Annotated in this window: 14 protein-coding genes; 8 read left to right on the top strand and 6 right to left on the bottom strand. The window is 59.8% G+C overall.

The genetic code is table 11. The features are described from left to right. Window positions 1–145: 145 nt before the first annotated feature. From M1D68_RS24015 to M1D68_RS23995, 5 genes are all read left to right on the top strand, one after another. On the top strand, window positions 146–1,690 hold the full coding sequence (locus M1D68_RS24015; protein ID WP_420766430.1) for a phosphoenolpyruvate carboxykinase: 1,545 nt from the start codon (window positions 146–148) through the stop codon (window positions 1,688–1,690). Window positions 1,691–1,920: 230 nt separating this feature from the next. Next, a complete protein-coding gene (locus M1D68_RS24010) occupies window positions 1,921–3,156 on the top strand; it encodes a colicin E3/pyocin S6 family cytotoxin (RefSeq protein ID WP_457968624.1) in 1,236 nt (411 codons plus the stop codon). Between the two features lie 7 nt (window positions 3,157–3,163). Further along, complete coding sequence (locus M1D68_RS24005; RefSeq protein WP_445571019.1) at window positions 3,164–3,418, top strand: colicin E3-like toxin immunity protein; 255 nt, start codon at window positions 3,164–3,166, stop codon at window positions 3,416–3,418. Between the two features lie 481 nt (window positions 3,419–3,899). Beyond that, window positions 3,900–5,126 (top strand): 3-hydroxyacyl-CoA dehydrogenase, encoded by a 1,227-nt coding sequence (locus M1D68_RS24000; protein ID WP_434561198.1) that lies wholly within the window; start codon window positions 3,900–3,902, stop codon window positions 5,124–5,126. A gap of 46 nt (window positions 5,127–5,172) precedes the next feature. Then, on the top strand, window positions 5,173–5,592 hold the full coding sequence (locus M1D68_RS23995) for an acyl-CoA thioesterase (protein WP_420766426.1): 420 nt from the start codon (window positions 5,173–5,175) through the stop codon (window positions 5,590–5,592). Window positions 5,593–5,664: 72 nt separating this feature from the next. Here the strand turns inward: M1D68_RS23995 and M1D68_RS23990 are convergent, their stop codons facing one another. The 4 genes from M1D68_RS23990 to M1D68_RS23975 all read right to left on the bottom strand — a co-directional run bounded on the left by M1D68_RS23990 (window position 5,665) and on the right by M1D68_RS23975 (window position 10,550). Next, complete coding sequence (locus tag M1D68_RS23990) at window positions 5,665–6,147, bottom strand: glycine zipper domain-containing protein (protein WP_434561196.1); 483 nt, start codon at window positions 6,145–6,147, stop codon at window positions 5,665–5,667. A gap of 237 nt (window positions 6,148–6,384) precedes the next feature. Then, window positions 6,385–8,733: an FdhF/YdeP family oxidoreductase gene (locus M1D68_RS23985; RefSeq protein ID WP_434561194.1), complete on the bottom strand. Its 2,349-nt coding sequence runs from the start codon at window positions 8,731–8,733 to the stop codon at window positions 6,385–6,387. Continuing rightward, entirely contained in the window at window positions 8,730–9,569 is an 840-nt protein-coding gene (fdhD, locus tag M1D68_RS23980) for a formate dehydrogenase accessory sulfurtransferase FdhD (RefSeq protein ID WP_420766423.1), read from the bottom strand. Before fdhD ends, M1D68_RS23985 begins: the two co-directional genes overlap by 4 nt. Window positions 9,570–9,662: 93 nt before the next feature. Further along, window positions 9,663–10,550: a LysR family transcriptional regulator gene (locus M1D68_RS23975; protein WP_457968621.1), complete on the bottom strand. Its 888-nt coding sequence runs from the start codon at window positions 10,548–10,550 to the stop codon at window positions 9,663–9,665. A gap of 135 nt (window positions 10,551–10,685) precedes the next feature. Between M1D68_RS23975 and lysM the strand changes: the two genes are divergently transcribed. Then, a complete protein-coding gene (lysM, locus tag M1D68_RS23970; protein WP_457968619.1) occupies window positions 10,686–11,126 on the top strand; it encodes a peptidoglycan-binding protein LysM in 441 nt (146 codons plus the stop codon). 111 nt (window positions 11,127–11,237) lie between these two features. On the opposite strand, the gene yrfG is transcribed toward lysM, so the two are convergent. After that, window positions 11,238–11,900, bottom strand: a complete 663-nt coding sequence (gene yrfG, locus M1D68_RS23965; protein WP_457968617.1) for a GMP/IMP nucleotidase — start codon at window positions 11,898–11,900, stop codon at window positions 11,238–11,240. A gap of 89 nt (window positions 11,901–11,989) precedes the next feature. Here yrfG and nudE point away from each other — a divergent pair, with 89 nt between their 5' ends. Next, a complete protein-coding gene (nudE, locus tag M1D68_RS23960) occupies window positions 11,990–12,556 on the top strand; it encodes an ADP compounds hydrolase NudE (RefSeq protein WP_434561188.1) in 567 nt (188 codons plus the stop codon). Continuing rightward, window positions 12,553–13,380: a 3'(2'),5'-bisphosphate nucleotidase CysQ gene (gene cysQ / locus M1D68_RS23955; protein WP_457968615.1), complete on the top strand. Its 828-nt coding sequence runs from the start codon at window positions 12,553–12,555 to the stop codon at window positions 13,378–13,380. Before nudE ends, cysQ begins: the two co-directional genes overlap by 4 nt. Before the next feature lie 68 nt (window positions 13,381–13,448). Here cysQ and M1D68_RS23950 read toward each other — a convergent pair whose 3' ends face one another. After that, entirely contained in the window at window positions 13,449–13,904 is a 456-nt protein-coding gene (locus tag M1D68_RS23950) for a thioesterase domain-containing protein (RefSeq protein ID WP_434561184.1), read from the bottom strand. Between the last annotated feature and the right edge of the window lie 18 nt (window positions 13,905–13,922).

Here is a 13,922-nt window from a genome sequence, read left to right as displayed (position 1 = left end):
GCCGGATTTACGCCGTACTGACGGGAGGGCCCTACTCTTTTTGGGCTTTTCTGGCATAATCCGGCCCACTTTTTTCGGGTAGTAGTGCGCGACTTCCTACTACAAAACGTTTGGAGCACTCGGCCACGGGCCGACGGGGAATCTCATGACGCAAGCCAATAACGCCGTGTACACCGATCTGAGTGTCGATGATCTGGTTAAAGAAGCCCTGAATCGCGGTGAAGGCGAGCTTGCCGATACTGGCGCGCTGGTTGTACGTACCGGTCATCGTACCGGTCGTTCGCCAGTGGACCGTTTCATTGTGGAAGAGCCAACCACCCAGCACGCCATTGCCTGGGGCCCGATCAACCGCAAGTTCCCGGCTGACAAGTTCGATGCCTTGTGGAACCGCGTCGCAGCCTACCTGGGCGAGCGCGAGCGTTTTGTCTCCCACGTGCATGTAGGTTCCGATCCTGCGCACTACCTGCCGGTCAAGATGACCACCGAGACTGCCTGGCACAACCTGTTCGGCCGCTGCCTGTTCATCAACCCCGAGCAATACAACGCCGGCGGCAAGGACGAATGGCAGATCCTCAACGCGCCGAACTTCGTCTGCGAGCCTGAGCGCGACGGCACCAACTCCGACGGTACCGTGATCATCAACTTCGCGGCCAAGAAAGTGCTGATTGCTGGCATGCGCTACGCCGGCGAGATGAAGAAAGCCCTGTTCTCCGTACAGAACTTCCTGCTGCCGGCCGCCGACGTGCTGCCGATGCACTGCGCCGCGAACATGGGCGAAGAGGGCGACGTGACCCTGTTCTTCGGCCTGTCGGGCACTGGCAAGACCACCCTGTCCGCCGATGAAAGCCGCTACCTGATCGGTGACGACGAGCACGGTTGGGGCGTGGGCGTGGTCTTCAACATCGAAGGCGGTTGCTATGCCAAGTGCATCGACCTGTCCGAGAAGAACGAGCCGGTCATCTGGAAAGCCATCCAGCACGGCGCCGTACTGGAAAACGTGGTCCTGGACCCGGTCACCAAGAAAGCCGACTATGCCGACGACAGCCTGACCCAGAACAGCCGCGCCGCCTACCCGCGTGAGCTGATCGAAAAACGCGCACCGAAAAACCTCGGTGGCGAGCCAAACGCCGTGATCTTCCTGACCTGCGACCTGACCGGCGTACTGCCACCTGTGTCGATCCTCAGCGAAGAACAAGCCGCCTACCACTTCCTGTCCGGCTACACCGCACTGGTGGGCTCGACCGAAATGGGTTCGGGCAGCGGCATCAAGTCGACTTTCTCCACCTGCTTCGGCGCGCCGTTCTTCCCGCGTCCAGCCGGTGAATACGCTGAGCTGCTGATCAAGCGCATCCGTGGTTTCGGCTCCAAGGTCTACCTGGTCAACACCGGCTGGACCGGCGGCGGCTACGGCGTCGGCAAGCGCTTCAACATCCCGACCACCCGTGCGGTGATCGCAGCGATCCAGAGCGGCGCGCTGATCGGTGCTGAAACCGAACACCTGGACATCATCAACCTGGACGTGCCGCTGGCCGTCCCAGGCGTCGAGACTGGCCTGTTGAACCCACGCAACACCTGGGCCGACAAGGCTGCCTACGACGAAGCGGCCAAGGCATTGGCCGGTCTGTTCATCGAAAACTTCAAGAAGTTCGAAGTGAGCGATGCGATCAAGGCGGCAGGTCCACAGCTGTAAGGCTTGCCGATACATGAGAAAGCCGCCCTTTAAGGGCGGCTTTTTTGTGGGTGACTATTTTTCTTCCCGCGCCTGTTTATCCCTGGAAAGTAGAGGGCGAAATCGTATCCCAACAAAAAGAAAAGTCTCACGTCAGTCTCGGAACCGTCTGGTGATCACTTCCTTGCTTACTCGGTAAGGTTCGCCGCGCCGCTTGTATTGAACGGGCGCTGACCGAGCAAGGACGAAGCATGGCGAAAGGTAAAAGCGATATCCCTCAGGTCTGGGAGTACCGCGGTGGCGAAAGGCGCTACAGAGTCCTGCGGGACATGACCCCGGGCGAGCTGGCAAAAAGAGACGCCGATTTTAAAGCCCACGAGGACATGCTCGCTCGGCAAGAGGAATACATGAGCCAGCGGCTGGGCCAGACAAGCCAGAGGGATGCACCGAGCATCAAGGGCTGTGTGTTCGCCAAATCCTGCGAACTGCCCGATGCAATCATCGACTATCACAATCCAACCGGTTACATCCCGACGGAACTGCTGAGCGCCTATGGTGCGTTCAAATTGTTGGGCGGTCGGGAGGTTGACGCGTCAGGCTGCGTACCGCTGAAGACCATCAGCGGAGCGTTACCGGCGAGTTTTGGCACGCTCGCACTGGGTGGGACCGCTTTGGCCTCCCTTGGCGCTGGCGCGACGGTCACGGCACCCGTGGCGGCCGGCGCGCTGGTGGGGTTGGTGGGGCTGCTGATGCCCTCGAACCTGGGCGATGGTTCGCTGTACACCGAAGAGCAACTAAGGTCCCTTGAAAAAGCGCGCAGCCGGGTTCGCCTACATGTCGAAACCCAGGCCGACGGGACGCTTAAAGGGTATGGCTACAACACCCAGTCAAGACGCGACTGGGAGATGATCCCGGTGGTGACATTCCAGGCGCGTGGCGAGCAGCAAGTGGCAGATTTTGGCGATGGGGTCGAGTTGATCTGGACGCCGGCAGTGGACCCTTGCGCGACGTTGGGCATCCCAGCTTTGGAGGCTGCGCCACAGGCGCCGCGTATCTGGATCTTCCCGCCGACACCGATGGCGGACAGCATTATCGTCAATCCGATTTATCCCCCGGAATACAAGGATTTCATTCTTGTGTTTCCGGTGGGGTCTGGGGTTTCGCCGTTATATATAGTTTTGAGTGTTCGGCGCAAAGGGTTGCCGGAGGCAGGGCATGATTACCATCGGGCACCAAAGACAGAGGAGATTACTGGATTTGCTGACTTGAAGATCGCCAAACAAAAGACCCCTCGTCAAGGTGGGGGCGGTTTTCGCGAACGGTGGACCGATTCCAAAAAAAGAACTATTTATGAGTGGGATTTCATGCACGGTGAGTTGGAGGCATACCGTGCTAGTGATGGAAGCCATCTAGGTTCGTTTGACTATTTAACGGGCGAGCAACTAGATCGTCCGAAACCGAATCGTAATATTAAAAAATATTTGTGAGGAAAAAATGGGTCTAAAGCTAAAACTTAGTTGGTATGACAAAGAAACCGAGCTAGGCGAAGGGCGCGAATATTCACAGGATTTTGGCGACGATTCGTGGGTGCTTGTTGAGCTGGGGGTGCCTGTAGAAAACAACATTAACGTGGGTGGATTTAATGTAGATGACAAATGGGCTGAGATATTACAGCCCCATTTTGAACATGTTCTAAATCTGACGCTGTATGACTATCAAGTCTCTTTTGATTATCGAGATGAGTGGTGAGCGTAAGGTAACGAGGCCGCGGGAACTACAATTGGCATCTCCACTCCAGCAAGCATTGGTGGCACTTCGGGCAGCCTCATGCACGCGCCTAGCAAGAGGCTTGTGATCAGGACGGTAGGTAACGTCAGTTTCTTCAACATGATTTTCTCCTTGGTTAATGTGCAAAGGGCATCCTGCCTTTTGCTGGTCTGATCTGCTGATTCATGGATCGACGGCGCACCTTAACGCGTCAAATGACTGGAGACGAGACATCAAAACGCCTGGATTTGTATCGCGTCGTGGCAAAGCGGTAACACTCCCGAGCGGTATCATCCGGTGCGTGGAGAACACGGGCGAGTTCAATCACATCACAGGCGAGCAGACCAACAACTGTGAGCTCCATCCATCCGCTGAATGCCCTCCATCACACGAATAAATTTCAAAAAATGTCGATGGCTGACTAAGGTGAAGCAGTCTTTGGATCGCCAACAAGAGAGCAAACATGAGCCAGACATCCTTCGATATCCAGCGCGCCGCCGTGGTCGGCGCAGGCACCATGGGGCGGGGCATCGTGATGTGCCTGGCCAACGCTGGCGTTACGGTGCAGTGGGTCGATAACAATCCACAAATGCTGGAGCAGGCGCTGGCCACGGTGGCCGATACCTACGCCCATAACGTACGCCAGGGCCGACTCGAACAAAGCGAAGCCGACGCCAGGATCGCCCGTATTGCGCGGGCGCAGGACTACGCGGCGATCCGCAACGTGGACCTGGTCATTGAAGCGGTCTACGAGAACCTCGAACTCAAGCAGAAAATATTTCGCGAGCTGGACGGCATGCTCAAGCCCGAGGCAATCCTGGCAAGTAACACCTCGGCGCTGGATATCGATGCCATTGCCGCCGCCACGCGTCGGCCAACGCAAGTGCTGGGCCTGCACTTCTTCAGCCCGGCGCACATCATGAAGTTGTTGGAGATCGTGCGCGGCGCACAAACGTCCAAGGCTGTGCTGGACGCTGCCCTGGCGCTGGGCAAGCGCATGGGCAAGGTGAGCGTGGTGTCGGGCAATTGTCACGGCTTCATCGGCAACCGAATGCTTCATCCCTATGTGCTGGAGGCGCGCAAGATGTTGTTGGAGGGTGCGTTCCCCCATCAGGTGGATGCGGCGCTGCAGGGCTTTGGTTTCGCCATGGGGCCGTTTCGCATGTACGACGTGGTCGGTATCGATCTGGAGTGGCGCGCGCGGGAGCTGGCGGGCCAAGGGCAGGATGCCCCCGAGGTGCAGGTGGACAACCGCCTGTGCGAGTTGGGTCGGTTCGGCCAGAAAAGTGGCAACGGTTATTACCACTATGAGCCGGGCAGCCGGCAGGCTGAACACGATGTAGAAGTCGATGCGCTGGTGCAGCGAGTCAGCGAGGACCTGGGTTTCCAGCGGCGTGACATCGACGCCGATGAGATCCTCGAACGCTGCTTGCTGGCGCTGGTCAACGAAGGTGCGAAGATTCTCCAGGAAGGCATTGCCGAGTCGTCCCATGATATCGACCTGGTGTATCTCAACGGCTATGGCTTCCCGGCTGATAAGGGCGGCCCGATGGCCTGGGCTGATCAGCAAGGCCTTGCGGACATCCATGCACGCTTGGTGGACCTTGAGACGAAGCAGGGGGATCAATGGAAGCCTGCTCGCCTGATCGGAGAGTTGGCCGCGCAAGGCAAGGGTTTCTCGCAGCGATAACCGACAGCCTGTCTTCCCCACAACAGTGCACAACCAAGGACAAGAGATGCCCCAGCGCACCGAGTACTTTCATTTCCAGCCGGTGACTACGCGCTGGCACGACAACGATGTGTACGGTCACGTCAATAACGTCACCTACTACAGCTTTTTCGATACGGCGGTGAATACCTACCTGATCGAGGCCGGTGGACTGGATATCCATGACGGCGAAGTAGTGGGTTTCGTGGTGAGTTCAGCCTGCGACTATTTTGCATCGGTCGCATTTCCGGACCGGATCGAGATCGGCCTGCGGGTCGCCAAGCTGGGCAACAGTTCGGTGCAATACGAGCTGGCGGTGTTCAAGGAGAACGAGCAGGAGGCCTGCGCGGCGGGGCGCTTCGTGCATGTGTTCGTGGACCGGATGTCGAATCAGCCAGTGCCGATCCCGGGTCGGCTACGCGAGGCATTGGAACGGTTGGTACCCTGAAACGAAAAATCGCAGCCTCCGGTCAGTCTCCCGAAGGCTGCGATCATCTAACGGTACGGGTCAAGCCGGCCGTCAATCGTCGTGATAGCGATGTTTGTGCTTGTGCTTGCGATGCCCGTAGGCATGACCGCGGCCCCGGTGGCCATCGCGGTAGTAGCGGCGATCGCTACGGCGACCTTCGTAACGGTCGTCATCGTCGTCCTTGCCCATGTAGTTACCCAGTGCGCCACCGGCGCCACCGCCCGCTGCGGCACCGATCAGGCTGCCCGTGGAGCCGCCCACGCTGCGGCCGACCACGTTACCGCCGGCTGCACCCAGTGCGCCGCCGATTGCCGCTTCGCCGCGGCTATGTTTGTCTGCGCCGACTGCGCTACCGCCCGCGCCGCCCAGGGCCGCGCCGATAGTGGAGCCGGTGTTGCCGCCCAGGGACTGGCCGACGACCGAACCCAAAACCCCGCCCAATGCGCCGCCTACACCTGCTTCGGCGGTACCGCCGGCAGACGCGACGCCACTGACCAGGCTAAGGGACAACAAGAGAATGGAGGAGAACTTCATAGAGGAGCCTCAAAGGGATGACGGCGCGATCCTGAGGCTGGCTTCGCTTGGTTACAATCGAAATCCGACGAGTAACACGACTTGTGCACAATTCGCTAAGTTACTGTTTTCATAGCGGAACTTAAGTAGATTTTGCCGGTCTTTAGCTACTTCAGACAGGCCGTTTTCATTGGAAAACGGCCTTTTTCATGGGCGTCTGAAAGTGCCCGGCAAGGCCAATTCAACGCCAGGATTGACTCAAGCCGACTTGGCCATGATCAGCCCGTTCTCGCTCGCCGCTTCCAGACGGATCGCCACGAACTTCGAGGTCGGGGTGTGGCTGCCGTCACCGGTACTTTCCAAGGGCACCAGCGGGTTCACTTCCGGGTAGTAGGCGGCGGCCTGTCCGGCCGGGATGTCGAAGGCCAGCAAGGTAAACCCTTTGACCCGCCGCTCGCGTCCGTCGTCCCACAGCGAGACGATGTCGGCCTTTTGCCCGGGTTTGAAGCCCAGTCGGATGATGTCCGCTTCGTTGACGAACAATACGTCACGCTGGCCTTTCACACCGCGATAGCGGTCATCGAGGCCGTAGATGGTGGTGTTGTACTGGTCGTGGGAGCGCATGGACTGCAGGATCAGGTCCGGCAATTGCCCTGTGGCTCGGGTCCGCTCGTGGAGCAGGTCGGTCGGCAATCGGTTGGGCTTGAAGTTGGCGCGGCCCGACGGTGTGTTCCAGCGACGGGCACCGGCACTGTTGCCCAGATAGAAACCACCGGGATTCTTGAGTTTCTGGTTGAAGTCCTTGAAGCCGGGGATGGTCTCGGCGATCAGGTCGCGGATGCGGCTGTAATCGGCCACGAGCCAGTTCCAATCCACCGGACGGCTGCCCAGCGTGGCGGCAGCGATGCCGGCGATGATCCACGGCTCCGAACGCATCTGGTTCGACAACGGCTGCAATTGGCCATTGGAGGCGTGGACCATGCTGAACGAGTCTTCCACGGTCACGGCCTGGGAGCCTTCGGCTTGCAGGTCGATGTCGGTGCGACCGAGGCACGGCAGGATCAACGCATCTTTCCCGTGGGCCAGATGACTGCGGTTGAGCTTGGTGCTGATCTGTACGGTCAGGTCACAATTGCGCAGGGCCTGGAAGGTGCGGTGGCTATCGGGAGTAGCCTGGGCGAAGTTGCCGCCCAGGGCGATGAATACCTTGGCCCGGCCCTCGGCCATGGCGTGGATCGCCTCGACTACGTTATGGCCGTTTTCACGCGGCACCTTGAACTGGAAACGCCGCTCCAGCGCGTCGAGGAACGCAACGGGCGGACGCTCGTTGATGCCCATGGTCCGGTCGCCCTGCACATTACTGTGCCCTCGCACCGGGCAAAGCCCCGCGCCTGGCTTGCCGATGTTGCCACGCAGCATCATCAGGTTGGCGATTTCCTGGATGGTCGCGACGGAATGGCGGTGCTGGGTAATGCCCATCGCCCAGCACATGATCACGTTGCTGGCTTTGGCGTACATGCGCGCGGCCTGCTCGATCTCGGCCAGGGTCAGGCCTGATTGTTCGGCGATTTGTTCCCATGGGGTGTCGTCGACGACCGCCAGGTATTCCAGGACATCGACGCTGTGTTCGTTGAGGAACCCATGGTCGAATACTGCGGGGCCGCCGCTGTTCTGTGCTTCACGCTCCCATTGCAGCAGGAACTTCGCCATGCCGCGCAGCACGGCCATGTCTCCGCCCAGGGCTGGACGGAAATACGCGGTATTGGTGGGTTTATCACCGTTGGTAAGCATTTCCAGCGGGTGTTGCGGATGCTGGAAGCGCTCCAGGCCACGCTCTTTCAGCGGGTTGATGCATACGACCTGGGCGCCGCGCTTCACGGCTTCGCGCAGCGGTTCGAGCATCCGTGGGTGGTTGGTGCCGGGGTTCTGGCCCCAGACGAAGATCGCGTCGGCATGCTCGAAGTCGTCAAATGTCACCGTGCCTTTGCCGACACCCACACTCTGGGACAGGGCTACACCGCTGGCCTCATGGCACATGTTCGAACAATCGGGGAAATTGTTGGTGCCGTACGCGCGCACGAACAATTGATACAGATAGGCTGCCTCGTTGCTGGCCCGGCCCGAGGTGTAGAACTCGGCCTCGTTCGGGTTGGACAGTCCCTGCAGATGCTTGCCGATCAACGCAAATGCCGCATCCCAGCTGATGGGCTTGTAGCGGTCGGTTTGCGCGTCGTATTGCATCGGCTCCGTCAGGCGCCCCTGGTATTCAAGCCAGTAGTCACTCTGCTCGAGCAATGACGTGACGCTGTGCTTGGCAAAAAAAGCGGCGTCGACGCGACGTTTGGTCGCTTCCCAGTTCACCGCCTTGGCGCCGTTCTCACAGAACTTCACCATGCCGCTTTCCGGCGAATCACCCCAGGCGCAGCCAGGGCAATCGAAGCCGCCGTTCTGGTTGGTCTTGAGCATCATGCGGATGTTTTTCAGCGCGTTATCGCTGGTCAGCCAGGCCTGGGCAACGCTGATCAGCGCGCCCCAACCACCGGCTGGGCCCTTGTAGGGTTTGTAGCGCGGTGCGGGTTTCTGGTTGGCTTGTTGATAATTGCTCACGCTTGTTTCTCCATCGCAGGGCTGTAGACCCGCGGCGCACTTTTTTGCGGCAGGTGGATGAGGTTGAGGTTGTGTTGGCGGGCCCATTGCACGGCAAGGCCCGTGGGCGACGACAGGCTGACCAACGTCTGGATGCCGGCGCGCAGTACTTTCTGGATCAATTCGAGGCTGCAACGGCTGGTGACGATTGCCACGCCACCAGCCACCGGAATTTGCTGACGGATCAACGCGCCGATCAATTTATCGAGAGCGTTGTGCCGGCCAATGTCTTCGCGGCCCATCAGCAACTCGCCGTTGGCGTTCATGAACAATGCCGCATGGACGGCGCCACAGTGCTGGCCCAGGGGCTGGAACTGGCTGATGCGTTGACGCAGGCCATCGAGCCATTGCGCTGGTGGCAAGGGTGCCCCGGGCAGCGACTTGAGGTCGGGCAGCGCCTGTTCCACGGCTTCCACGCCACAGAGCCCGCAGCCACTGGTGCCGGCCATTTGGCGACGTTGCTCCTTGAGATTCCAGAAGGCGCGATTGGCGATGGTGACCTGGGCATATTGGGCCGAACCGGCGCCGCTCAGTTGCAAGTCGTAAATGTCCGCTGGATCCTCGATGATGCCGCTGCCCAGGCTGAACCCGACGATAAAATCCTCGAGATCGGTTGGCGTGACCAGCATCACCGCTTGGCTGATGCCGTTATAGGCAATGGCCAACGCCACTTCCTCGGCCAGCGCGGCGCTGGCCGATTCGAAGTGCTCCAGGTTGCAGTAGCGATAGCTCTGGCTGGCGGCTGGCGTGGAAGGTTCCACGTCAGGCACTGGACAGGCCTGAGGCTTGTCGTTCATGGGCATCACTGAAAGTAGGAATAGTGCTAAGACTAAATGCGGCAATCTGCCACGTCTAATCGCTATTACTGATCTTTCAATAGATGACGTCGATCAAGGAAAGGTTATTGATTTCTGGTAAAGGGCGAAACAAGCCTCCGCCAACGCCGAGCGCGGAGCCCCGCGACGCATGATCAGCCCAAGCGGAACAAGGGTTTGGGCGTTTTCGATGGGCTGGATGCGCAAGTCCTCGGTCATGACGTTCAGTCCGCTGTCCAATGGGACCACCGCGCAGCACAATCCGCCATGCACCGCTTGCAGCAATTGATGCACGGCGTCGGTTTGCAGCAACGGTTGAGGTGCAAGGCCTCGGCTATGGAACGCGTGATCGATGGATTGGCGAAAATGCATGCCGCTGGTGAGCATGCCCAGGGGCAGTTCAACCAGTGATTCCCATCTCAGCGGTTCTTCGCCAAAAAAGAAAAACCGCTGGTCGTACATCAGGCCCATGCGGGTGTGGCTGAAGGGCAAGGATTCGAAGCGCTCGTTATCCAGGCGTTCCATGTAGGAAATGCCCAGGTCGATGCGGTTGTTCGCCAATTGTTCGAGGATGCGCTCCGAACTCAAGGACGATAATTCGAAGCGCAGGCTCGGGTGCTCGGTGTGCAGGCGTTGCATCATCGACAGCGGGTCGAAATCCGACAGCGGCACCACGCCCAGGCGCAGCGTACCCACCAGGTTGCCACGGCAGGCCGCCGCTTCGGCCTGAAGCCCGTCATAGGCCGCCAGCACTGTGCGTGCCCAAGCCAGCACCCGTTCGCCTGGCGCGGTAAAACCCTCGAAACGCTGGCCGCGGTTGACCAACGGAAGGCCCAGCTCTTCTTCCAGGCTGCGCAAACGCATCGACAGGGTGGGTTGGGTGATGTGACAACGGGCGGCAGCCTGGCCGAAGTGGCGGGTTTCGTCGAGCGCGATGAGAAATTTCAGCTGCTTGATGTCCATCTTCACTCCTTGGCGCGGGAAGATTGGGATTCTAGCGCTTTGGGCGTGTTGGGGTCATTGGTCGGTTGGAAGGCGGGCTCGGTGGGCTTGGTCTAGGCTTTGCGTCTGGACATTCAATTCCAAGGAGCAAGCGCCATGAGTCTTTTTAGTTTTGTGAAGGAGGCGGGTGAGAAACTTATCGATCTCCTGACCCCCGGTAATGCCAATGCCGGTGAGCAATTGAAGGAGCACATCAGAAACGTCGGGCTGGGCAACCCCAATATCCAAGCGACCGTTGAAGGTGACAAAGTCATCGTGACCGGTGAAGTCTCGAGCCAGGAGGAAAAAGAAAAGGTCCTGCTGGCTGTGGGCAATATCCAAGGTGTCGGCAGTGTCGACGATCAGATCACCGTGACTGGGCCGGTAGCGCAGGCCGCACGTTTCGTAACCGTGAAGAAGGGTGACACGCTCAGCGCCATATCCAAGGCCGAGTACGGTGACGCCAACAAGTACAACAAGATCTTTGAAGCCAACAAGCCGATGCTTTCGCACCCAGACAAAATCTATCCGGGGCAGGTGCTGCGTATTCCGGAATAGACTGCCGCATTTGCGGCGCCTTCATCGCGAGCAAGCTCGCTCCCACAGAGGCTTTGGTTCGCGGCGAAACCATTGTGGGAGCGAGCTTGCTCGCGATGAAGGCAGCGCAGTTCAAAGCCCGGCAATCAAATCCCGATAATCCCCGACCGCTTCGAATTCCCCGGTATCCTTCGGCCCCTTGCGGCTGTCCGGTTCGCTGACCGCCAGCAGATGCGCGATGCCAAAATCACGGGCGCTGCGCAAGACTGGCAAGGTATCGTCAATGAACAGGCTGCGAGCGGGGTCGAAGTCCAGGTCGGCTTGCAAGGCATCCCAGAACTGCGGGTTCTCCTTCGGGAAACCGTAATCGTGAGAGCTGATCAAACGCTCGAAATACGGGGCGAGCTCGATACGCTCCAGCTTCAGCGACAGCGAGTCTCGATGGGCGTTAGTGATCATCACGACGCGTTTGCCGGCCCTTTGGATCGCTGCCAGGAACGTATCGGCATCGGGGCGCAGGGCGATCAGGTGGGCGGTTTCCAGTTTCAATTCGCGCACCGGCAGCCTCAGCTCCGCGCTCCAGAAGTCCAGGCAGTACCACTGCAACTGGCCGGCGTTGCGCTCGAACAGCGGTTGCAGCTCCATCTCGGCCATCGCGCGGCTGACGCCATGCAGTTCGGCGTAGCGCTGAGGCAGGTGTTCCAGCCAGAAATGGTTGTCGTAATGCAGGTCCAGCAGGGTGCCGTCCATGTCCAGCAGGACCGTGTCGATCGCGTGCCAAGGCAACGAGGCCATAAAAACTTCTCCAGCGGTAATCGGATATCCGACACAAACAATCAGAATAGGCCGGGTATAGTAGCCCGCTATCGCCCAGGGAGCCGTTTATGCGCCAGAAACCCACCATACTCGACCGACGGATCGTCGCCACCAGCCGCCTGTTTTGCGTGGAAGAAATGAAGCTGCGTTTTTCCAATGGTGTGGAGCGCACTTACGAGCGTTTGGCGGCCAAGAGCCCTGGCTACGGCGCGGTGATGATTGTTGCGATGCTCGACGCCGACCATGCCGTGCTGGTGGAAGAGTATTGTGGCGGTACCGACGCTTATGAGTGGTCATTGCCCAAGGGTTTGGTCGAGCCGGGCGAAGACGTGCTGGCGGCGGCCGAGCGCGAGCTCAAGGAAGAGGCCGGTTTTGGCGCGCGTCAGCTGGAACACCTGACGGAGCTGTCGTTGTCGCCTGGCTACATGAGCCAGAAGATCCAAGTGGTGCTGGCGACCGACCTGTATGAAGAGCGGCTGGAGGGCGACGAACCCGAGCCGATGCGAGTGGACAAGATCAACCTGGGCGAGCTCTCGGCCCTTGCACAGAATCCCCAATTCACCGAGGGACGGGCGCTGGCGGCGTTGTATCTGGCCCGCGACCTGCTGACCCAGCGTGGAGCCTACCTGCCATGAATTTTCCTCACCCGCTGATGGTCCCGGTGATCGAACTGGCGCTTCGGGCCGGCGCGGCAATCCTGCCGTTCTGGCGCGCCGATGTGGAAGTTGAGCACAAGGCGGATGAATCGCCGGTGACCGCCGCGGACATGGCCGCCCACGATGTCATCGTCGCTGGATTGACCGCGCTGGCGCCGGATATTCCGATCCTCTCCGAGGAGGACGCCGATATCGCGCAAAGCGTCCGCGCTACCTGGAAACGCTGGTGGCTGGTGGACCCGCTGGATGGAACTAAGGAATTCATTTCGGGGAGTGAGGAGTTCACTGTCAATATCGCCTTGATCGAAGACGGTCGGGTGGTGTTCGGCGTGGTCTCGATGCCCACCAATGGCCGTTTCTACGTCGGTGGCGTGGGGCTGGGGGCCTGGCGTGGCGAGAAAGGCGTCGAGCCTTCGCCGATCACGGTGCGTAACGCGCTGGCGCCTGGAGACGCTTTTACCGTGGTCGCCAGCCGGCGCCACACCAGTGCGGAGCAGGAGCGCCTGTTGGCCGGCTTGAGTGAGAGCCTCGGCGCCTTGCAACTGACCAACATCGGCAGTTCGCTGAAATTCTGCCTGTTGGCTGAAGGCGCCGCCGATTGTTACCCCCGTTTGGCGCCAACGTCTCAGTGGGACACCGCCGCCGCCCAGGGCGTACTCGAAGGAGCGGGCGGCGAGGTGCTGGACCTGAGCGGCGAACCGTTCCGCTATCCACCGCGCGAGTCGCTGTTGAATGCTTCGTTCCTGGCGCTGCCGGCGAAAGCGGCGTGGCGTGGGAAGCTGTTGGAGCTTGCCCGCTCTTGAACCAAGGCTGATTTCTGGCCGGATGCTTTTGTGAGAGCAAGCTCCCTCGCCACGTGAATCAACGACGATCAGCGGTGCAAAACGTATTGCCCTTCGAATTGCACCGCCACATTCTCGCTGTCGACGTTCAACACCCGCGTTTGTAATGCCAGCCGTGCCCGCCCGTACCGCTTGTAAGTCGCCACGAAACGTTTCCAGGTCTTTTCATCGGGCGCGTCGCAAATGACGGTTGCGTCTCGGGTCACGGGCAGCGGATAGCTGATCTGCCCTTCCTGGATCACGATGTGTCCGTCTTCGACTCCCTCCTCGCGCAAGGCCAGGTGCAACCAGCCCCAGCCACCCAGCACCGCGCCGCAATACAGGCTCCCCCCGAACATGGTGCTCTTGTGGTTGACGTTGGCCTCGAGCGGCAGGAACAGACGCAGCTGGCGGGCCTGCCATTGGAGCACCTTCAGGCCCATGTCCCGGGTCAATGGGATGTCCCGGTGCAGGATCGTTTCCAGATAATGGCTGTCGCGGTTCATGCGGGCCCTCTTCTAACG

The sequence above is a fragment of the Pseudomonas sp. R4-84 genome (assembly GCF_054130985.1).
The sequence above is the reverse complement of the archived record's forward strand: the minus strand, read 5'-3'. Positions and strand labels throughout refer to the sequence as shown.